The organism is Candidatus Competibacteraceae bacterium (assembly GCA_016699715.1).
GTDB lineage: Bacteria > Pseudomonadota > Gammaproteobacteria > Competibacterales > Competibacteraceae > Competibacter.
Genome location: CP065007.1, coordinates 197,435 through 217,975, shown reverse-complemented (window position 1 = coordinate 217,975; position 20,541 = coordinate 197,435). Strand labels below are relative to the sequence as shown.

Genomic DNA, 20,541 nt, shown 5'->3' with positions numbered 1-20,541 from the left:
GACCGGCCTCGTTTCGACTCGTTTCGAATTAAGCGGCGGTCGGCGGCTCCGAACGAGAGGCTGCTTTCCGCGGCCGCAACTGCTCCAAGCGTTGCCAAGCCTCCAGCACGCAAGCCACCGACCAGGCTTGGGCCGGTGCGCCGCGCGGATGGTGCGGCGGCGCGCCGTCGAAGATTTCGCTGACCGTGCCCAGGCCGGCATCGAACAGATGATCGCGGATCGGCTCCAGCCAGGCTTGCGCCGCCGCCGCGTCGCCATGCACCCGGTATTCGGCCAAGGCGTAGTGCCCCAGCAGCCAACCCCAAACCGGCCCTTGATGGTAGCCGCCGTCCCGTTCCATCGGGTCGCCCAGGTAATGGGGCCGGAATTCGGCATGGCACGACGCCAGGGAACGCAGACCATGGGAGGTCAGTAACTCCCGACCGCAGACCCGCACCACCGCCTGCCGCACCGCCGGATCGAGCGGACTATGAGGCAGGCTGACCGCCAGCAACTGATTGGGGCGAATGCTCGAATCGTTGCCGTCGGGTCCGTCCAGCACGTCGAACAAGCCTTCGCCGTCGGGCCGGACGAAGCGACGGAATCCCATCCGCGCCTGCGCCGCCAGATCATCGTATAGCGTCGGCGACTGCCGCAAGCGCCGGGCGAAGCTCGCCAGACAGAGCAAGGCGTTGTACCAAAGCGCATTGATTTCCACCGGCTTGCCGATACGCGGCGTCACCACCCAGTCGCCGACCTTGGCATCCATCCAGGTCAACTGCGTCCCCGGCTCGCCGCATCGCAACAGGCCATCGACCTCATCCTGGCCGATACCGTAGCGGGTCCCGGCGACATGCCAGGCGACGATCTCCTGCAAGACCGGAAACACCTCGGCCAGGGTTTTGGTGTCGGCGCTCGCCTCCAGATAGGCCCGCCAGGCTTCGACATACCACAGCGCGGCATCGGCGGTATTGTAAGCCAGCGGCTCGCCTTCGGCGGAAAACAGATTGGGCAACATGCCCCGATCGGCGAAACGGGCGAAGGTCAGCAGGATGCGGCGGGCAATATCACAGCGACCGGTCGCCAGCGTCAGCCCCGGCAGCGCGATCATGGTGTCGCGACCCCAGTCGCCGAACCAGGGATAACCGGCGATCACCGTCTCGCCCTCGGGCAAATCCGGCAATGGTCGGGCAACCAGGAAGCTGTCCGCCGCCAGCACCAGTTGCCGGACCCAGTCCGGGGCCTGTCGCAGTTCGGGAACCTGGGTGGTGGCCTGCTCCAGCAAGCGGGCTTCACGCGCCAGAAATCGCCGCCGCGCCGCGTCCAGATCGAGTTCTACCTCCTCGTGCAGGCTGGCGACGACGCCGGTCCAAACGCCTGGACGCAAGGTCAGCACCGCTTCTCCCAGGCAAAAATGATGGTCGCGGTGCGCCAGGCCGCGTTCGTGCTCGACCGGTAGGTCGTAATTCTCGAACCAGTTGGCGCCGTCCACCATAACGCCGTCGCGAATCCACAACCGCAGGGTGAAATCCGGGGTGCGCACCCGCCGCGACGCGGGATCGGGCGCCTCCAGCACCGGCTGGAACTCGTTCATCCGGGTTTTGACGTGATGGTCGCGGCCGTTCACCAGCAGGCGAACCTTCAGCTTCAGGTCGCGGGCGGTGCTCTCCGCCGCCAGCCGGTAGGCAACGTAGCTGGTGTTGGCGCCCGGCTCCAGCCAGATGCACTGCTCCAGCACGATATCGCCGATCGCGAAACGCCAGACCGGCATCCGCCCTTCCAGGTGGAACGATTCGAGGTGAACATGGCCGCGCGGACTGACCATATCGATGCCGGCCCAGCGGTTGCTGAACAATGGGATTTCCCGGTCCCGGTCCACCAGAGTGGCGTCGGCTTTGGCGAATACCAGCCAGCGACCGAGCGGCGGTTGCACCGGCGCCACCAGCAGGCCGTGGTAGCGCCGAGTCAGGGTACCGGCCACGGTGCCGGCGGCGTAGCCGCCCAAGCCGTTTGCCAGCCACCACTCGCGCCGCTCAGCCTGCGGAAGATCGCCGCACAATGCCCGGCCGCAGCGAATGAAACGCGGGATATCACCGTTCATGGGATCACTCGTCGGTTGGCTAAAATCGCGACATTTTGCAGTAAGTTCCAGACCCGGCATAGGGAAAACAACGCCCATCCCGCCGGCTCATTCCACTCGCAACCGGTCGCCGACCCGGATGCCACGCCGGGCCGCTTCGCCGGCGTTGATCTCCAGGATATAGCGGACCTCGCTGGTATCGCTGGGATACGATGGACAGTTCGGCGTCGCGCAGGGCGGCACGTCGGCCTCGATCTGCGATAGCCAGCCATTAACGTCGAAATACAGCAAATCCAGGGGAATATAGGTGTTTTTCATCCAGAACACCGCCGGACCCGGCGACTGCACGAACAGCATGCCCTGGTCGCGCGGCAGCTCCCGGCGGTACATCAGGCCGCGCGCGCGCGCTTGCGGCGTTTGCGCGATCTCGACTTGAAACGTTGCCGGGCCGACCGTGACCCGTTGCGAGTCGAGCGCGAAGGTGGGCGTGGCCACCAGCGCGATCAGCCAGCATGACAGGAGAATGGCACTGCGGTAAGGCTGCATCGTGAATCTCACCTTATATGCTTCGAACAAGAGCAAAAGCCCGGCTTCGCGGCGCTGAAGCGGCCGTCTCAATCGAGCCATCGGTAAACCCGGATTCTGGAGATTCCGGTAAACCGACGCAACACGCCTTGCCAGTCCAGCCCCTTGCCGCCAAGATAAGCGCCCCGCAATCCCACCGCACGGTTCGCCCTATATCCATGCACTTTCAGCGACTGCAAACCGATGGCGCCGCCCGCCGTGGCCGGTTGACCTTCCCCCGTGGCACGGTGGAAACCCCGGCTTTCATGCCGGTCGGCACCTATGGCACGGTCAAGGCCATGACCCCGGAGGAACTGCGCGCCGCCGGCGCCGAGATCATCCTCGGCAACACCTTCCATCTCATGCTGCGCCCCGGTACGGCGATCATCGAACAGCACGGCGATCTGCACGACTTCATGCACTGGGACGGGCCGATTTTGACCGACTCCGGTGGCTTCCAGGTATTCAGCCTGGCGGCGATCCGCAAGATCACCGAGGCCGGCGTGAAATTCCGGTCGCCGGTGGACGGCGGAATGGTGTTTCTGGGGCCGGAGGAGTCGATGGCGGTGCAGCGGGCGCTGGGCGCGGACATCGTGATGATCTTCGACGAATGCACCCCTTACCCAGCCACCGAAATCGAAGCGCGAACGTCCATGGAACTGTCGCTGCGCTGGGCGCGACGCAGCAAGATCGCCCACGACGACAATCCCGCCGCCTTGTTCGGCATCGTCCAGGGCGGCATGTACCCACCCCTGCGCCGTATCTCGGCCGAGGGGCTGCGCGACATCGGCTTCGACGGCTACGCCATCGGCGGGCTGGCGGTCGGCGAGCCACTGGCGGAGCGACTGGCGATGCTGGACTGCACCGTGCCGCTGCTGCCGGAGGCCGCGCCGCGCTACCTGATGGGCGTCGGCAAGCCGGAAGATATCGTCGAGGCGGTGTGCCGCGGCGTGGATCTGTTCGATTGCGTGATGCCGACCCGCAACGCCCGCAACGGCCATCTATTCACCCATCACGGCGATATCCGTATCCGCAACGGCCGATATCGAACCGACACCCGACCGCTGGACGATACCTGCGGCTGCTACACCTGCCGGCACTACAGCCGTGCCTATCTGCGCCATCTGGACCGGTGCAACGAGATTCTCGGCGCCCGGCTCAACACGATTCATAATCTGTACTACTACCTGGATCTGATGCGCGAGCTGCGAGCGGCCATCGCCGAACAACGGCTGGCGCGGTTCGTGGAGGTTTTCCACGAGAAACGTAGTCTGGGGCGCGCTCACCCGGTATGATTCGACGCTGGCCTACGGCTCCAATGTCTCCGCACCACGCTCTCAACCAAGAGACCCCATGTCCCTGGAAATTTTGCCAAGCTTTATCACAACCAACTACGAAATCCACGAATGGCGCCATGCCTGCGCCATTCTCGCTCAAGATTTTCCGGTCGAACTGAATGAATTGATTGATGTATTGACCCGCTTCCGGCTCAGACAAAGCTGGATCGTTATCGGCGGTGGCAATAAATCCCAAGTGTCCAATTGGATCGACAGCGAACTTGCCGCAAAAGGCTGGATGCCGAAGAATTTCGATACCCGAATTGTCGTTGACCAAGTGTCACTGGATTCACCCACACACGAAGTTGACTGCTTCAAGAACCGGATCGCTTTGGAAATCGAATGGAACAACAAAGATCCATTCTACGACCGGGATTTGAATAACTTCCGATTGCTTTTCGATCTCCGGGTAATTTCGGTTGGCATCATCATCACTCGCTGTGACGAACTCCAGGATCTCTTCAATAGTTTGGGAAGAGGCAAATCCTACGGTAATTCGACCACACACATATCCAAGCTGTTACCGCGCATTCAGGGCGGTGGCGGCGCGGGTTGTCCATTGCTGGTTTTCGGTATCAGGCGCTCATTGTATGAAGAAGACTGCTGACAGCATCCAGACAACCGCCGCCCAGGACTTAGCCGCCAAGGTCGCCGGAACCTATGCGACCATCCTGGCCGACCCGCCCTGGCGTTTCCAGAATCGCACCGGCAAGATGGCGCCGGAGCATCAACGGTTGCTGCGCTACCCAACGATGACTCTGGAGGAGGTGTGCGCGCTCCCGGTGAAACCCCTTCTTGCCCCCAACGCGCATCTCTACCTGTGGGTTCCCAACGCCCTGCTGGCCGAGGGGCTGGAAGTCATGCGTTGCTGGGGCTTCACCTACAAATCCAACCTGGTTTGGTACAAGGTGCGCAAGGACGGCGGCCCGGACGGCCGGGGGGTCGGCTTCTACTTCCGTAACGTCACCGAACTCATCCTGTTCGGCGTGCGCGGCCACATGCGCACGCTGCAACCGGGTCGGACTCAAACCAACGTGCTGATTTCGCAAAAACGCGAGCATTCCCGCAAACCCGATCAGATTTACCCTATCATCGAATCCTGCTCGCCCGGCCCCTACCTGGAATTGTTCGCCCGCTTCCGCCGGCCCGGTTGGGATCAGTGGGGCAACGAGGATGTCGAGGCCAATTCGCTGAACGGCATCGCGCTCCGGAAAGGGCATGTGGACCCGCGGGCAGACCCGCAAATCCGCCTACTCGAAGTCCCGCGCCAATATCGCGGGCCATCCTGAAACGGCGGCCAGAAAAAAGGGGATTGCGTCCTCGCAATCCCCGCAAGACCTCCAAGCGATGTGTAGAGGTCAATCAGACAGCAAGTGCTCTTACAGATAGTCGCCCTTGTAGCTTTCCAGCGTCTTGATGTAGTTGGCGCGCTCGAACGCGGTCGGATCGGCGACGTTACGCTGACTCATCGAACCTTTCATCTGCTTCACCGACGTGTAGCGGTGCAGCTCCATCCAGGTCTGCAAGCCGTTGTGCAGGGTGCCGATATAATCGATGCCGTTCTTGAGCAGAGCCGAGGTAGTCATCACCACATCAGCCCCCGCCATTAGATACTTGACCACCTCGGTCGCGCTTTGCACGCCGCGGGTCGCGCCCAGCGAGGCGCGCAACCGTCCATGCAGAATAGCGATCCACAGCAACGGCAGGCGAATCTCGTCCGGCGTGCTCAGTTGCAGGTTCGGCGCCACCTCCAGTTTGTCCAGATCGAAATCGGGCTGGTAGAAGCGATTGAACAATACCAGGGCGTCGGCGCCGGCATCGTCCAGCGCCTTGGCCATCGAGCCGATAGCGCTGAAAAACGGGTTCAGCTTGACCGCCACCGGCACGGTCACCGCCGCCTTCACCGCCTTGACGATCTCGATGTAGCGTGCCTCGACCTCGCGGCCGCTGGTGGTCAGATCGGCGGGGATGTAGTAGATGTTCAGTTCGATCCCCTTCGCCCCCGCTTCCTGCATCAACTGCGCATATTCGATCCAACCGGTATTGGTAACGCCGTTGAGGCTGCCGATGATCGGGATATCCACCGCCGCCGACGCCTGCCGCAGCAGTTCCAGGTAGTTGTCCGGGCCAACGGTGTAATCGTCTACCTCCGGGAAATAGTTCAACGACTCGGCGAAGCTCTCGGTACCGGCGGTCATCAGATACTCCAGCGCCGCGCTCTCGTGTTTCAACTGCTCCTCGAACAGCGAGAACATGACCACGGCCGCCGCGCCGGCGTCTTCGAGGCGCTTGATGTTGGCCACGCTCCCCGACAGCGGCGCGGCCGACGCCACGATGGGATGCTTCAGTTCCATCCCCATGTAACTGGTTGTTAAATCCATGATAATTCCTTCTGCGTGCAGAATGCCGATGGCTGGCGGTTCCGGCTCACCCGAAACCGCCATGCGCCCTTAGGGTTTGTATTTCGGTTGGAACGTGTCGCCGCTGCGGGCCGCCATGTCCTCGTACACCGACCAGCGCCGGTTGATCCCCTGCTGGGCCAGATCCATGAGACGCGTGGCCTCCTTGGGGTTGGTATGGGCCAACACCTTGTAGCGCACTTCGTTGTAGGCGTAGGTCTTGAGCGGGATCTTCGGACGCCCGGAATCGAGGACGAACGGGTTCTCGTTGGATTCGTGCACCATCGGGTTGTAGCGGAACAGCGGCCAGTGTCCGCACTCCACCGCCAGATGCTGCTGATCCAGTCCGCGCTGCATGTTGATGCCGTGAGCGATGCAGTGGCTGTAGGCCAGAATCAGCGATGGCCCCCGGTACGCCTCGGCCTCTCGAAAAGCCAGCAGAGACTGCTGCGGGTTGGCGCCCATGGCGATGCGCGCGACATAGACATTTCCATAGGAAATCGCCTGCAACGCAATGTCTTTCTTACCGATTTGTTTGCCCGCCGCCGCAAACTTGGCGACAGCGCCCATCGGAGTGGATTTCGACATCTGGCCGCCGGTATTGGAATACACCTCGGTATCCATCACCAGAATATTGACGTCGCGACCACTGGACAGCACATGATCGACACCGGACGAGCCGATGTCGTAGGCCCAGCCGTCACCACCGACGATCCAGACACTGCGCCGCACCAACTGGTCAACGATGGACAGCAATTGCTGGGCGCGCGGGTCGTCGATCTCGCGCAAGCGCTGTTTCAGCTCGGCCACCCGGCCCCGCTGCCGGCGGATGTCGGTCTCGGTGGTCTGATCGGCGCTGAGTAACTCACTCACCAGATCTTCACCGATTCGTCCAGCCAGTGCCTTGAGCAATTCGCCGGCGTATTCCAGATGCTTATCGGCGGTCAGGCGGAAACCCAAGCCAAATTCGGCGTTGTCCTCGAACAGCGAGTTGGACCAGGCCGGGCCGCGCCCTTCGCTATTGACCGACCACGGGGTGGTCGGCAGGTTGCCGCCGTAGATCGAGGAACAGCCGGTGGCGTTGGCCACCAGCAAGCGGTCGCCGAACAATTGCGACAGCAACTTGACGTAGGGGGTCTCGCCACAGCCGGCGCAGGCGCCGGAGAATTCGAACAGCGGCGGCAGGAACTGCACCCCGCGCACCGTGGAGAAGTCCACCCGGCCACGATCCATCTCCGGCAGGGTCTCGAAAAAGCTCACATTGGCCTTTTCATCCTCCAGCACCGGTTCCTTGAGCGCCATGTTGATGGCCTTGCGTCCGGTCTGTTCCTTGCTCTTGGCCGGGCAGACCTCGACGCACAGCCCGCAACCGGTGCAATCCTCCAGATACACTTGCAGGGTGTAGCGAATATCCGGGAAACCCCGGGCGTCGATAGGCGCGGTCCTGAATGCCTTCGGGGCGCTTTCCAAACTGGCTTCGTTGTAGAACTTGGAGCGGATGACGCCGTGCGGGCAGACCATGCTGCAATTGCCGCACTGGATGCAGACGTCCGGTTCCCAGATCGGTATGAAGTTGGAGATGTTGCGCTTTTCCCATTGGGTGGTGGCGCTGGGATAGGTGCCATCCACCGGCAGGGCGCTGACCGGCAGTTCGTCGCCGCGCCCGGCCATCATCATCGCCGTTACGTTCCGCACAAACTCCGGCGCATTGGCCGACACGGTCGGCGGTAGTTCGATGGTGCTGGTCGCCCGAGCCGGCACGGGGATTTCGCGCAGGTTGACCAGCGTGTTGTCCACCGCCTCGAAGTTCTTGCGCACGACCTCCTCGCCCTTGCGCATATAACTCTTTTTGATCGAGTACTTGATCTTCTCGATCGCCTTATCGCGCGGCAGCACCCCCGAAATGGCGAAGAAACAGGTCTGCATAATGGTGTTGATCCGCGTCCCCATGCCGTTGTCACGGGCCACCTTCTCGGCATTGATACCGTAGACCTTCAGCTTCTTGGCGACGATCTCTTCCTGCACCGGCCGGGGAATTCGCTCCCAGATCTCCTCCGGTTCATGCGGACTGGTATTCAACAGGAATACGGCGCCCGGCGCGGCGTTCTTGAGCACATCGCCACGGTTGAGGAAATTGAACTGATGGCAGCCGATGAAATTGGCCGACTGCACCAGATAGGGCGAGCGGATCGGTTCCGGCCCAAACCGCAGGTGGGAAACGGTCTGCGAGCCGGATTTCTTGGAGTCATAGACGAAATAGCCCTGGGCGTAAAACTCCGGGTCGTCGCCGATGATCTTGATCGAGTTCTTGTTGGCGCCGACCGTACCGTCCGCGCCCAGTCCGTAGAACATCGCGCGCACCACCTTGTCGGACTCGATCATGAAGCTGGCATCGACATCCAGACTGGTGTGGGTCACGTCGTCGATGATGCCGACGGTGAAATGGTTCTTGGGCTTGTCCTTGCGCAATTCGTCGAACACCGCCTTGCACATTGCCGGCGTGAATTCCTTGGAAGACAGTCCATAACGGCCGCCGATAACTCGGGGCATGACCGGTGAGGGCAAGGTCCCGGCGGTCTGCGCTTCCACCAGGGTATTGACGACTTCCAGGTACATCGGCTCGCCGGTGGTGCCCGGTTCCTTGGTGCGCTCCAGGACGGCGATGGACTTGACGCTGGCCGGCAAGGCCGCCAGGAAATGGCTGGCCGACAGCGGCTGGTAGAGACGCACCTGGAGCACCCCCACCTTTTCGCCGCGCGCATTCAGATAAGCGGCGGTTTCGCAAGCGGTTTCCTGACCGGAACCCATCAGGATCACCACCCGATCGGCGTTCGGATCACCGACGTAGTCGAACAGGTTATATTGGCGGCCGGAAATACCCGCGAATTTGTCCATGGCCGCCTGCACGATGCCGGGTACCTTGGCATAGAACGGGTTGACCGTTTCGCGGCTCTGGAAATAGACATCGGGGTTCTGGGCGGTGCCGCGGATGAACGGCCGGTCGGGGTTCAACGCCCGGGCACGATGCGCCAACACCAGGTCGTCGCGAATCATCGCCCGGATGTCGTCATCCGACAGCAGGGTGAGCTTGTTCACCTCGTGCGAGGTACGGAAGCCGTCGAAGAAATGGATGAAGGGCACCCGCGCTTCCAGGGTGGATGCCTGGGCGATCAGCGCCATGTCGTGAGCTTCCTGCACCGAACCGGAGGCCAACAGGCAAAAACCGGTCGGGCGCACCGCCATCACGTCCTGATGGTCGCCGAAGATCGACAACCCCTGTGTTGCCAGCGAACGGGCAGCGACGTGAAATACCGCCGAGGTCAACTCGCCGGCGATCTTGTACATGTTGGGGATCATCAGCATGAGCCCCTGCGACGCGGTGAAGGTGGTGGTCAGCGCACCGGTCTGTAACGCACCGTGCGCCGCGCCGGCCGCGCCACCCTCGCTCTGCATTTCCATGATCATGGGGACGCTGCCCCAGATGTTCTTGATGCCTTCCGAGGCCCATTGATCCGCCAACTCGGCCATGGTCGAGGACGGCGTGATGGGGTAGATGGTGCAGACTTCGTTGACCCGGTAGGCGACGTAGGCCGCGGCCTCGTTGCCATCGATGGTTGTGACTTGCCGTTCGGTCATTTTACGCTTCTCTCTAAGCCCGCTGGATACTGCGGACGATGGTTTCTTGTTGTCAAACCGTGGGTTCCGACGTTTCGGCCGGCGGTTCTGGGATCATCTCGATGGCGTGGCAGGGGCATTGCTCGAAGCACACCGCGCAGCCGGTGCAGAGATCGTAGTCGTAGCGGTAGCGGTTGCCCGGCCCCAGCTTGATCACCGCGTCTTCGGGGCAAGCACCGTAGCAGCCGTCGCATTCGTAGCAGTTGCCGCAGGACAGGCAGCGCTTGGCTTCGTACAGCGCCTCTTTTTGGTTCAGGCCGCCCACCACTTCCTCGAAGCTGCTCTGGCGGACTTTCATATCCAGATGGCTCTGCGGGCGCTGGGCGGCGTCGGTGTAGTACCAGACGTGCAGCTTGTCGAAGGTGGCCAGCGCGTGCTTGGACGACTTGACGTAGCTTTCGCCCGTTCGCAACCAGGCGTCGATGTTGCGGGCGGCCTTCTTGCCGTGGCCCACCCCGATGGTCACGGTACGGTCGGAGGGCACCATGTCGCCGCCGGCGAACAGGCCCGGGTAGCCGGTCATCATGTTTTCGTTGACCATCACCACGCCGTCGCTCTTGAGTTCCACGCCCGGCACCCGGGTCATGAAGCTGGTGTCCACGTCCTGGCCCAGCGCCATGATCAACGCATCGGCTTCCAGAGTCTCGAGTTCGCCGGTCGGGCGCGGTCGGCCCTTCTCGTCTATTTCCATCACCTCGACCGTAAAGGTGGTTTCCTCGATGTTCTTGATGGTGCGCAGCCAGTGGATCTTCACACCTTCTTCCAGCGCCTCGTCAGCCTCGAACTCGAGGGCCGGCATGTGAGCGCGGTCGCGGCGGTAGATGATCAACGGCTCGTAGCCCAGCCGCTTGGCGACCCGGGCGGCATCCATGGCGGTATTGCCACCGCCGTAGATGGCGACCCGCCGGCCCAGCTTGGGAGCGTTGCCGGATTCCACGTCCTTGAGGAAGGTCAGTGCGTCGAACATTTTTCCGGCGTCGCGGGCCGGGATCTCGGTGCGCTTGCTGATGTGGGCGCCCACGGCGACGAACATGGCGTCGAAGTTGCCGGCCTGTTTCTCGGCCAGCAGGTCGTCAACCCGGTGGTTGAGCACGATCTTGACGCCCATGTTCTCGATGCGCTTGATCTCGGCGTCCAGCACGTCGCGCGGCAGGCGGTAGGCGGGAATACCGAAGTGCATCATGCCGCCGGCCATTGGGCCAGCCTCATGAATTTCGACGGTATGACCGAGACGGGCCAAATGGTAGGCGGCGGACAGGCCGCTGGGACCGGCACCGACCACCAGCACCCGCTTGCCGCTGGAGGGAACGGTGATTTCGAACTGCCAGTTTTCCCGCAGCGCCATCTCGCCGAGAAAGCGCTCGACGGCGTGAATGCTGACCGAGGAATCCAGCTTGGCGCGATTGCAGTTGCTCTCGCAGGGGTGGTAGCACACGCGACCATGCACCGACGGCAGCGGGTTGTCTTGGGTCAGCGTTTGCCAAGCCTCCTTGAAACGCCCCGCCTGCGCGTGCGTCAGCCAGCCCTGAATGTTTTCGCCCGCCGGACAGGCATTGTTGCAGGTCGGCAGCAGATCCGCGTAGATCGGCCTTTGAATGCGCTGCGGACCTACGTTGCGTTTCTCGTGAGTCAGGTCCAGCGGGCGCGTCATGTTGATTGGCTTGTCTGTCATCGTGCTTCTCTTGCAATCGTCTGGTGGTGAAAGATGACCCTCGGCCTGGAAGGGCGGTGAGGGTCCGAGGATACAACCAGTCCCGTCGGTCGCGGTCATGATGACGGTTTTTTAAAGGTAGTATGGGCAAGGCCGAGAGGTTGTACAGGGCTGGCTGTCGCACGGTCATGTCGGGAGGCTTGCATGGATGGAGCCGGTCGCCCGCGCTATGCTCGCTAGTAAAGTTAGAACATTTTACTGGAAAGTGAATATAAGGTCGGCCATGAGCCCCCTCCGCCGCGCGCCCGACCGTAACCCCGACTCGACCGCCCGAAAGGAACATGCCATGAAAGCCCTGATCCTCCCGCAACTTGGTGGCCCCGAGCAGTTGCGCATCGATGAAATCGCCACGCCGGAACCTGGTCCCGGACAGGTCCGCGTGCGCCTGAGCGCCATGGCGCTCAATCGTCGCGATGTCTGGATTACCCTCGGTCAGTATCCCGGCATCCGCCTGCCGTGCATCCTCGGTTCGGACGGGGCCGGCACGGTCGACGCGCTCGGCCCCGACGCCCCGGTGGAGCTGCTCGATCAACCGGTACTCCTCTACCCCGCCTACGATTGGGGCGACGACCCTCGCTTCCCCAGCTCGACCTTCCGGGTCCTGGGGATGCCGAATCCCGGTACTTTCGCCGAATACCTCTGCGTTCCCGCCCGTCACGTTTTCGCCAAACCGGCGCATCTGAACTGGGAACAGGCCGCCGCCATCCCTCTGGCCGGGCTGACCGCCTGGCGGGCGCTGATGACCCAGGCCGCGGCGCAAGCGGGCGAAACCGTGCTGATCACCGGCATCGGCGGCGGGGTGGCCACCTTCGCGCTGAAGTGGGCGGTGGGGCTGGGGGCGCGAACTTTCGTCACCAGCGGCGACGACGGCAAACTGGAACAGGCCCGGCGAATGGGCGCGGCCGGCGGCGTCAACTACCGCGACGAGCATTGGGCCAAACGACTGGCCGAACTGAGTGGCGGCGTGGACGTGGTGATCGACGGCACTGGCGGCCCCGCTTTCAAGGACTGCTTTTCGCTGCTGAAACCGGCTGGGCGGCTGGTGGTTTACGGCGCGACGGCCGGCAATCCGCCGCGAGGGTTGGAAATGGCCAAGCTGTTTTTCCGGCAGGCGCGCATCATTGGCTCCACCATGGGTTCACCCGCCGAATTCGCCGCCATGCTGCACTTCGTCGCCGAACACCGCATCGAACCGGCGCTCGACCGGGTTTTCCCGTTCGAGCAGGCGGTCGCGGCCCACCAGCGGTTGCTGGCCGGCGAACAGATGGGCAAGATCGTGCTGCGGCATGGATAAGGTGGCCACCGAAGCTGGGCCAGCGGACCAGCCGGGTGGTACATTCAAAGCTAATCCAAAATAGTCGATTGATTTTTCACATCAAAAAATACCTAGCAAAACGCTTGACGCGGTGCAATACCCGCCTTATACTGCAATGCAACATTCCTAGTGAATGTTATCTCCAAATCCTCCTTTGGTGGTTTTTTGCCGGGTCAGATCCATTGCCCCGGCATTTTTTATTGCGGCCGCAAAAAAATCTTGACGCACTGCAACAAAATCACTTAGGCTGTAGCTGGCATCGTGAGATGTCGTTCTTCTCCACACCTTCCTTTGGTGGTTATTTGCCGGAGCCCGCAAGCTCCGGCTTTTTTTATGCGCGCGACCCGAACAGGCATGAGACCACCCTCGCCCAGGCGGGGAACTTTCCCGACGCATGGGTTCCATAGGCAAGCGGACCACGCGACCGCCCGTCCATCATCCGAACCATCCAGCCACCCCGAAGTCCGCCCACCATGACCGCGCGCCCATCTCGCTTCCCCCCTTATGGAAAACTTCTGGTCTTCTGCGCCAGCCTGTTACCGCTGGTCTGGCTGTGCTGGCTGGCATGGCAAGATCGATTGGGCGCCAATCCGGTCGAAACGCTGAGTCATCGCACCGGCGACTGGAGCCTGCGCTTCCTGCTGCTGACGCTGGCGGTGACGCCATTGCGGCGGCTGAGTGGCTGGAACGGGCTGCAAAAGTTCCGGCGGATGCTGGGCCTGTTTGCGTTTTTCTATGTTTGCCTGCATTTCAGCGTGTACCTGATTTTCGACCAATTCTTCGATCTATCGGCCATTTTCGCGGACATCGCCAAGCGCCCCTACATCACGGTCGGTTTCGCCGGCTTCCTGCTGCTGGTCCCGCTGGCGGCGACCTCCACCAACGGCATGATCAAACGGCTGGGGCGAAACTGGCAGCGCTTGCACCGACTGGTCTACCTGATCGGCGTGCTGGGCGTGGTGCATTACTGGTGGCTGGTCAAGGCCGACATCAGCGAACCGCTGCTGTATGCCGGACTGCTCGCCGCATTACTGGGGTATCGAGCCTGGTGGCGGAACACTCACTCCCCCACCACCGCCCGCTCCACTCGCTGAAAGCCGCGCGGCAACAGCTTGCCCCGCCGGCCCCGCTCACCGGCATAACCGTCCAGATCGGCCGGTTTGAGCTTCAGATCCCGCTTGCCGGCGGTCAGCATCAGACACCGTTCCGGCGGCACGATGGCCAAGGCTATCAGCCGCTCCTCGCCCGGCAGATCGAGAATTTTGTTGCCCTTGCCCTTGGGCAAGCGCGGCAGATCTTTCACCGGGAACACCAACAACCGGCCACCGCCGCCGATGGCCGCCAGCCGGTCGCCATCCAGGCTGGTGACCGGTAGCGGCAACAATATCTTCGCCTTTTCCGGCACGGTCAGCACCAGCTTGCCGGCCTTGTTGCGGCTGAGCAGGTCGTCGAAGGCGCAGATGAAGCCGTAACCGGCATCGGTGGCCAGTAGATACAAATCCTCGGGATTACTCAGCAACAGGCTCACGAAGCTGGCCCCGTCCGGCGGGCTGAGCTTGCCGGTCAGTGGTTCGCCGTAACCGCGCGCCGAGGCCAGTCCCGCCACCGGCAGGGTATAGGTCCGCCCGGTGGTATCCAGGAACACCGCCGACTGATTACTGCGCCCTTGCGCCTGGGTCAGAAAGCCATCGCCGGATTTGTAATTCAGCGCCATGGGGTCGATCTCGCGGCCCTTGGCCGCCCGCACCCAACCCTTTTGCGACAGCACCACCACCATCGGCTCGCTGGGGGTCAAACTGGTTTCGTCCAGTGCCTGCGCCGGCCGTCGTTCCACCAGCGGGCAGCGGCGCGGATCGGCGTAGCGTTGGGCGTCCTCCTGGATTTCCTTGCGGATCAGCCCTTTCAAACGCTGTTCCGAGCCCAGTAATTGTTGCAACTGCGCCAGTTCCTTGCGGAGTTGATCCTGCTCGCCCCGCAGCTTCATCTCCTCCAAGCGGGCCAGATGCCGCAGCTTGGTCTCCAGAATGGCCTCGGCCTGGATGTCGGACAATTGGAAGCGGGCCATCAGCACCGCCTTGGGCCGCTCTTCGGTGCGCAGAATGCGGATCACTTCATCCAGATTGAGATAGGCGATCAGCAGGCCGTCGAGGATATGCAGGCGCTGTTCGACCTGATGGCGCCGATGTTCCAGCCGTCGCCGTACCGTGACCAGGCGATATTGCAGCCATTCCTCAAGAATCTGTCTGAGGTTCTTGACCTGCGGCCGGCCGTCCAGACCGATCATGTTGAGATTCGCCCGGTAGCTCTTCTCCAAATCCGTGGTGGCGAACAGGTGGTCCATCAGCAAATCCCCGTCCACCCGGTTGGAACGCAGCGCCAGCACCAGCCGGGTCGGGTTTTCGTGGTCGGATTCGTCGCGCAGATCCTCGACCATCGGCAACTTTTTTTCCCGCATCTGCGCGGCGATCTGTTCCATGATCCGTGCTCCGGACACCTGATGCGGCAGGGTAGTGATCACCACATCGCCGTTTTCCCGTTCGAAGCGGGCGCGCAACCGCACCGAACCATTGCCGGTCTGGTACAGCTTGCGGAGTTCCTCGCGGGGGGTGACGATCTCCGCGCCACCGGGATAATCCGGCGCGGGCACGAGCTCGCAGAGCGCGTCCAGGTCGCCGTCGGGATGGTCCAGCAGGTGGATGCAGGCAGCGGCGATTTCGCCAAGATTATGCGGCGGGATGTCGGTGGCCATGCCGACGGCGATGCCGGTAATGCCATTGAGCAAGACGTTCGGCAGGCGGGCGGGCAGCCGCACCGGTTCGTCCAGCGTGCCGTCGAAATTGGGTATCCAGTCCACCGTGCCCTGGCCGAGTTCGGATAGCAGCACTTGGGCGAACGGCGTCAGCCGGGCCTCGGTGTAGCGCATGGCGGCGAACGACTTGGGATCGTCCGGCGAACCCCAGTTGCCCTGCCCGTCCACCAGTGGATAACGGTAGGAGAAGGGCTGGGCCATCAGCACCATGGCCTCATAGCAGGCCGAGTCGCCGTGCGGGTGATATTTGCCGAGCACGTCGCCGACGGTGCGGGCGGATTTTTTGTGCTTGGACCCGGCGCTCAGGCCCAGTTCGGACATCGCGTAGATGATGCGCCGCTGCACCGGCTTCAAACCGTCGCCAATGTGGGGCAAGGCCCGGTCAAGAATGACGTACATGGAATAATCCAGGTACGCCTTTTCGGTGAAGACTTTCAGCGATACACGTTCGGTACTGTCGGCGGTAAAGGCTAATTCGGTCATTCAGAAACGTCGCTCAGGAGTTGGGAAAGAGTTCGGCTAGATCGATCACGGCGTCGGGACACAAAATCGGCGCGATCTGGCCGACGCGGCGGCAATCTCGCTGCCGGTACTCGCCGTTGATCGGCTCGCGGTGGATTTCCAGTTGTCGATTCTGGATATCCAGTAACCAGACTTCGGGGATACCGTTTTTTGCGTACAGAGGAATTTTGACATCGCGATCATAGCGGAGCGTGCTGTCGGATATTTCGATGAGCAGCAAAACATCTTCGGCATGGGGATGAGCGGTTCTGTAATAGTCGTCCCGCCAACGCAGTAAGGCAATATCGGGCTGAGGTTCTTCATAGCCGCCAAGTATGACTGGATTTTGTCCAGCTACGACTGCCTTGCCATACAAGCGGTGAGCAAGGAAACTCATTAAATAATTATTATGGCCGGCATGTTCACTGCCAATCGGCGCCATTTCGATAATCTCCCCATCGATCAATTCCACTCGTGAGTCTTCATTCAGCAAACCGACTTCCGCCATACGGTGATATTCGGCGACGGTCCAGCGATGATGAGGTTGGGAGTTCAGCAATTCGCGTTCCGCCAAAGGTGTTGACATGGTTCGTCCTCCCACCAGAAAGATTTGAATGCGAAAACGGCTATTTGGTTGGCGTGTGATTCAGCAGCTTTTGCACCAACGGCATGAGCAGTGCTTTATCGGTCGGCTCTTTGACGATCTCGATGCCAAGCAATCATGCAGCAAGGATTTCCAGGTCTTCATCAAGGTAGCTACGATCTATACGCTTGTGATTGACCAGCAGAGTGGTGACGGTACGTTCGGAAACCCCAAAATAATGCGCTGCATCTTCTCTCACATCAGCCGAATAATCGCCGTCCATCTGCTCTTCCAATGCTTCGAACGGGCACAACAGTTCAGCGGCAAATGCCCGCTGAAACTTTTGCCGATAGGTATAAGCCCGCGTTGCAGACAGTAACCGCTCGTTTAGACAGCCGGTGGTCAACCTGTCACCTAGGTAGCCGTTCTCCCCCCTCTACCGGGGCAAGGGGGCGAGAGGCAGTCCGGCGCGGCGGTCGGCGATGGCGCGTTCGAGAGTGCGCCAAGGGGAGTGGCCGCGCTGGCGGCAGGTATCGATGACGCTGGCGAGCAGAGCGAAGACCCGCGAACCCACCGGGGTGCGGGTACCGTGACTGATCTTGCGCGCGATCACCCAATGGCGTAGTGCCCGCTCTGCTACATTGTTGGTCAGTGGCAGTTCGGGATGACTCAGCACCTGGAAGATGGCTTCCCAGTCGTTGAGCAACTCCACCGCCAAGGCGTGGGTTTTGGCGTGGGCGTGACCCTGGCGCCGTTCGCAGGCCGCGCGCAACGCGGCCAGTACCATCATGTGTTGGGTCGGCGGCGCGACCGGCGGCGGACCTTCGCGGGCCGCGTAGACCGCCGCCATCAGCGCCTCCAAGGTCTCCAGCACGAACCGGCCAAAGACACGGGCCTCGCGGTCGCCACTCTCGGCCAAGCCCCGCGCCTTGCGAATCAGGTGTGCCCAACAGCGTAACCGGCGCGGGTGGTTGCGGTAGGCCATCCAGCCATCGCTCATCAGCCAGCCGCTAAAGCCGTCCAGCACGTTCTCGACCCGCTCCTTGCCGCGCCCGGCCACGTAGTACAGGGTCGCGGTCGCCGCGACAAACACCCACAGCCACAGCGGCCGGCCGTGTTCGGGCCAGGAGGTTTCGTCGGCGTGCAGCAGATGGCTGTCCAGAACCGCCTGGACGAGTTCGTCTTCCGCCGGCGCCACGGCCGCGCCGGCTTCGTGGAGCGTCCGATGGATCGTGCCGGTACTCAGCTTCAGTCCCAGCCACTCGTCCAGGAATTCGCGAATCCGCGCCCGCGACAGCCGGAACCGGAAAGCCAGTGCCACGATCAGCGCCGCCAACCCCGGCCCCACCAGCCGCCATTCGCTGAGTTCAATCCCCGCCAGCAGTGGGTCCACCACGCCCTGGCCGGCCACGGCCCGGGTCCGATGGCCACAGGCGCAGGGGGCTTCGTCATAGCGATGGTCCACGACCCACAGCGTCAACCCCGGCCGCGCCGGATCGCCCCAGTGCAGGTCGACCGCCTGAAACCCGGTGTAGGCCACCGCACCCACTGGGTCCAGCGGCCGGCCACAACCGGCGCAGGTGTCGGGGTAATGGGCCTGTTCGGCATTCGCCTGGAACACCTGAGTCCGGCCGATCCCCGGCGCCCCCGGCTGCTTACCCGGTTTACGGGCGGGTTTCGCGTCCGCCGGTTTCGCCTCGGCCGACGGCGGTTCCGCCGGCACCGGCTTCGCGTCTGCCGGTGCCGACTCGGGTCCCTCGTCCGCCGCATCGGCGGCATCCGATTCCGGCCCGTCACCCGGTCGGTCCCACGGCGCCCGACTGCTCGGCGGCCGCGAACTGTTGTCCGGTCCCTGATTCAACCGGTCCAGCGCCTCCTTCAAATCGTCCAGCAGCTTGCCCGACAGCGCACGCACCTCGGCCTCCCCAGCGAATCCAGGTAGGCGTGGTCTAATTGGCGCAGGCTATGTGGGCTGAGGTGCATGGCGGTTGATCGTGGGGCTGGACTCTAGTTTTCCATACCTACTCCCCGAGGGGAAGTTAGCCATTACCGGGAGGGGTGTGAAGAGTTACTCACCTAGCAGACGTGCCAATTCGAAGCGCCGCCCCGTTTCCCATTTCGGCCGTAGTACAATGCGGCCAACCTTGCCGGATTCGTCGTCCAGGCTGAAAGCGAAGGCACGATCGGCCGACGGAGACGCTGCTAGCACCTGCACCGAAACACCCGAAAGATCCGCAAGACGTTGATCTGGGAGCGGTCCCGATTGGAGGCCACAAGCAACTCGCAGTGCACGGGCGGTCTCGTATCCATGTCGCCAAGCAGGAACTTGATCGCGTGGAGGTAGTTCGGTTGCCGGGAGCAAGGGCATGTCTCCGGGCCGCGCCTCCATTCCGATAGTGGCCGCCAGCGCGGTAAAACCACTCATTCGGGGGGTGGATCTTCCAGGTTGATGATCGGCGGCCAGTTCCTGAATCGCATCCCAACCGAAGCCCTCGGTGTCGGCAAACAGGCGCTCGATTTCTTCCGCGGGAGCTTCATCGGGGTCATAACCAGGGAGCGCCTCCAACTTCCGGTAATCAGCCATTTTTAAGTCGGCGCGTTCCGCCTGCAACTCGTCCCAGATTCGATCAAAGTTGGTCAGAGAAATCGTCTTTGCCCATAGTTGCCCCTGAATCTGTTCCATGAATCGGTCTACAACTGCAATGAATTGCCTTGAATCCATCTATCCTTTCCGTCAAAAACCGATTCCCTTGACGGATCGTGAGCAACCCGAAACAAGCACATTCTTCGACCGTGCCTTCATCCAGCCGCTCCCCACTGACGGCAATATCCAATGCTTCTGTCATCGTAGCCTCCACCGATGCCTCTGGCCAGACCGCCGGTATCCAGTTCTGGGGCACCAGCCTCATCGTCGGCCCGCGGGGCGAATGGCTCGCCTCCACCCCCACCGACGGGCCGGCCACCCTGGCGGTGGAACTGGACCTGGGTCGTTCCGAACCGGTGCGGCGGCTCTGGCCCTACCCGCGCGACCGGCGGATCGATGCCTACGACGGGTTGCCGCAACGCTACCTGGACCGCTGAGGTGCTCCCGCGAACCCCCATCCCCGCAACAGCAGCGCCGCCGCCACCGGCTCTACCATTCCGTCGAGATCCCTCTTTGCCCGGCGCGGGGCAACCCGCGCGGCGACTTCAAGTGGATTTCCGCCCTGGCGCGGCTTCCGGTGCGTCCGCGTCGCCCGGATCGGGTACGGTCACGCCGAACCGAGCCGGGATATGCGCGTAGAACGCCCGGATCTTCTCTTCCCGCAACAGATCGAGCAGGCCCCGTGCCTCGGCGTCGGTGACGATGAACTCGACTTCCACCGTGAGCGTCCCGGCCAACTCGAAAAAATGATCTTCATGCAACGCATGATGGCGGCCGAAACCGGCCATCGCCCGGAAGGCCGAACCGCCACGAATACCCCTCCGGTTGGCCTGCTCCAGCAGCCATTCCCACAACAGCCTGCCGCGATGTCGCTGGTTCTCGCGCAGGTAGAATCTGAGAAACGAACCTTCCATCGCCGATCCTCCCATCAGTGCTCTGTTTGC

17 protein-coding genes are annotated in these 20,541 nt (G+C 62.3%); 6 read left to right on the top strand and 11 right to left on the bottom strand.

Features of this window, described 5'->3' with window-relative positions:
* Positions 1-28: 28 nt before the first annotated feature.
* Positions 29-2,080 carry a glycogen debranching enzyme family protein gene (locus IPM89_01025; protein QQS54488.1) on the bottom strand — a complete coding sequence of 684 codons (2,052 nt, stop codon included), beginning with the start codon at positions 2,078-2,080 and terminating at the stop codon, positions 29-31.
* Between the two features lie 87 nt (positions 2,081-2,167).
* Positions 2,168-2,605, bottom strand: coding sequence for a DUF192 domain-containing protein (locus IPM89_01020; protein QQS54487.1), 438 nt, complete (start codon positions 2,603-2,605; stop codon positions 2,168-2,170).
* A gap of 197 nt (positions 2,606-2,802) precedes the next feature.
* On the opposite strand from IPM89_01020, the gene tgt reads away from it, so the two are divergent.
* The 3 genes from tgt to IPM89_01005 are packed head-to-tail and all read left to right on the top strand — an operon-like array spanning position 2,803 to position 5,249.
* Complete coding sequence (gene tgt / locus IPM89_01015; GenBank protein QQS54486.1) at positions 2,803-3,918, top strand: tRNA guanosine(34) transglycosylase Tgt; 1,116 nt, start codon at positions 2,803-2,805, stop codon at positions 3,916-3,918.
* Between the two features lie 58 nt (positions 3,919-3,976).
* Positions 3,977-4,567 (top strand): restriction endonuclease, encoded by a 591-nt coding sequence (locus IPM89_01010; protein QQS54485.1) that lies wholly within the window; start codon positions 3,977-3,979, stop codon positions 4,565-4,567.
* The gene (locus IPM89_01005) at positions 4,551-5,249 is read left to right on the top strand and encodes an S-adenosylmethionine-binding protein (protein QQS54484.1); all 699 of its coding nucleotides are present in this window, start codon (positions 4,551-4,553) and stop codon (positions 5,247-5,249) included. The genes IPM89_01010 and IPM89_01005 overlap by 17 nt, the downstream gene beginning before the upstream one ends.
* Positions 5,250-5,339: 90 nt before the next feature.
* Here the strand turns inward: IPM89_01005 and IPM89_01000 are convergent, their stop codons facing one another.
* The 3 genes from IPM89_01000 to IPM89_00990 all read right to left on the bottom strand — a co-directional run bounded on the left by IPM89_01000 (position 5,340) and on the right by IPM89_00990 (position 11,706).
* Entirely contained in the window at positions 5,340-6,341 is a 1,002-nt protein-coding gene (locus tag IPM89_01000; GenBank protein QQS54483.1) for a dihydroorotate dehydrogenase-like protein, read from the bottom strand.
* A gap of 69 nt (positions 6,342-6,410) precedes the next feature.
* Positions 6,411-9,995, bottom strand: a complete 3,585-nt coding sequence (nifJ, locus tag IPM89_00995) for a pyruvate:ferredoxin (flavodoxin) oxidoreductase (GenBank protein QQS54482.1) — start codon at positions 9,993-9,995, stop codon at positions 6,411-6,413.
* A gap of 52 nt (positions 9,996-10,047) precedes the next feature.
* Positions 10,048-11,706, bottom strand: coding sequence for an NAD(P)-binding protein (locus IPM89_00990; GenBank protein ID QQS54481.1), 1,659 nt, complete (start codon positions 11,704-11,706; stop codon positions 10,048-10,050).
* A 325-nt stretch (positions 11,707-12,031) separates the two neighbouring features.
* On the opposite strand from IPM89_00990, the gene IPM89_00985 reads away from it, so the two are divergent.
* Both IPM89_00985 and msrQ read left to right on the top strand, forming a co-directional pair.
* Positions 12,032-13,039: a zinc-binding dehydrogenase gene (locus IPM89_00985; GenBank protein ID QQS54480.1), complete on the top strand. Its 1,008-nt coding sequence runs from the start codon at positions 12,032-12,034 to the stop codon at positions 13,037-13,039.
* A 494-nt stretch (positions 13,040-13,533) separates the two neighbouring features.
* Positions 13,534-14,154, top strand: a complete 621-nt coding sequence (msrQ, locus tag IPM89_00980) for a protein-methionine-sulfoxide reductase heme-binding subunit MsrQ (protein QQS54479.1) — start codon at positions 13,534-13,536, stop codon at positions 14,152-14,154.
* Here msrQ and parC read toward each other — a convergent pair.
* The 5 genes from parC to IPM89_00955 all read right to left on the bottom strand — a co-directional run bounded on the left by parC (position 14,121) and on the right by IPM89_00955 (position 19,636).
* Positions 14,121-16,352 (bottom strand): DNA topoisomerase IV subunit A, encoded by a 2,232-nt coding sequence (gene parC, locus IPM89_00975; protein QQS54478.1) that lies wholly within the window; start codon positions 16,350-16,352, stop codon positions 14,121-14,123. The genes msrQ and parC overlap by 34 nt on opposite strands.
* Before the next feature lie 13 nt (positions 16,353-16,365).
* The gene (locus IPM89_00970) at positions 16,366-16,929 is read right to left on the bottom strand and encodes a Uma2 family endonuclease (GenBank protein QQS55725.1); all 564 of its coding nucleotides are present in this window, start codon (positions 16,927-16,929) and stop codon (positions 16,366-16,368) included.
* Between the two features lie 160 nt (positions 16,930-17,089).
* A complete protein-coding gene (locus tag IPM89_00965) occupies positions 17,090-17,359 on the bottom strand; it encodes a hypothetical protein (GenBank protein ID QQS54477.1) in 270 nt (89 codons plus the stop codon).
* A gap of 30 nt (positions 17,360-17,389) precedes the next feature.
* A complete protein-coding gene (locus IPM89_00960) occupies positions 17,390-18,676 on the bottom strand; it encodes an IS66 family transposase (GenBank protein QQS55724.1) in 1,287 nt (428 codons plus the stop codon).
* Positions 18,677-19,021: 345 nt separating this feature from the next.
* A complete protein-coding gene (locus IPM89_00955; protein QQS54476.1) occupies positions 19,022-19,636 on the bottom strand; it encodes a hypothetical protein in 615 nt (204 codons plus the stop codon).
* 77 nt (positions 19,637-19,713) lie between these two features.
* Here IPM89_00955 and IPM89_00950 point away from each other — a divergent pair, with 77 nt between their 5' ends.
* Positions 19,714-20,034, top strand: a complete 321-nt coding sequence (locus IPM89_00950; protein QQS54475.1) for a hypothetical protein — start codon at positions 19,714-19,716, stop codon at positions 20,032-20,034.
* Positions 20,035-20,142: 108 nt separating this feature from the next.
* Here the strand turns inward: IPM89_00950 and IPM89_00945 are convergent, their stop codons facing one another.
* Positions 20,143-20,511 (bottom strand): DUF190 domain-containing protein, encoded by a 369-nt coding sequence (locus tag IPM89_00945; protein QQS54474.1) that lies wholly within the window; start codon positions 20,509-20,511, stop codon positions 20,143-20,145.
* Between the last annotated feature and the right edge of the window lie 30 nt (positions 20,512-20,541).

Excerpts from the sequence above, each read along its gene's own strand:
- IPM89_01025 (QQS54488.1), bottom strand. The coding sequence starts at position 2,080 with ATGAACGGTGATATCCCGCGTTTCATTCGCTGCGGCCGGGCATTGTGC.
- IPM89_01020 (QQS54487.1), bottom strand. The coding sequence starts at position 2,605 with ATGCAGCCTTACCGCAGTGCCATTCTCCTGTCATGCTGGCTGATCGCG.
- tgt (QQS54486.1), top strand. The coding sequence starts at position 2,803 with ATGCACTTTCAGCGACTGCAAACCGATGGCGCCGCCCGCCGTGGCCGG.
- IPM89_01010 (QQS54485.1), top strand. The coding sequence starts at position 3,977 with ATGTCCCTGGAAATTTTGCCAAGCTTTATCACAACCAACTACGAAATC.
- IPM89_01005 (QQS54484.1), top strand. The coding sequence starts at position 4,551 with ATGAAGAAGACTGCTGACAGCATCCAGACAACCGCCGCCCAGGACTTA.
- IPM89_01000 (QQS54483.1), bottom strand. The coding sequence starts at position 6,341 with ATGGATTTAACAACCAGTTACATGGGGATGGAACTGAAGCATCCCATC.
- nifJ (QQS54482.1), bottom strand. The coding sequence starts at position 9,995 with ATGACCGAACGGCAAGTCACAACCATCGATGGCAACGAGGCCGCGGCC.
- IPM89_00990 (QQS54481.1), bottom strand. The coding sequence starts at position 11,706 with ATGACAGACAAGCCAATCAACATGACGCGCCCGCTGGACCTGACTCAC.
- IPM89_00985 (QQS54480.1), top strand. The coding sequence starts at position 12,032 with ATGAAAGCCCTGATCCTCCCGCAACTTGGTGGCCCCGAGCAGTTGCGC.
- msrQ (QQS54479.1), top strand. The coding sequence starts at position 13,534 with ATGACCGCGCGCCCATCTCGCTTCCCCCCTTATGGAAAACTTCTGGTC.
- parC (QQS54478.1), bottom strand. The coding sequence starts at position 16,352 with ATGACCGAATTAGCCTTTACCGCCGACAGTACCGAACGTGTATCGCTG.
- IPM89_00955 (QQS54476.1), bottom strand. The coding sequence starts at position 19,636 with ATGGAACAGATTCAGGGGCAACTATGGGCAAAGACGATTTCTCTGACC.
- IPM89_00945 (QQS54474.1), bottom strand. The coding sequence starts at position 20,511 with ATGGAAGGTTCGTTTCTCAGATTCTACCTGCGCGAGAACCAGCGACAT.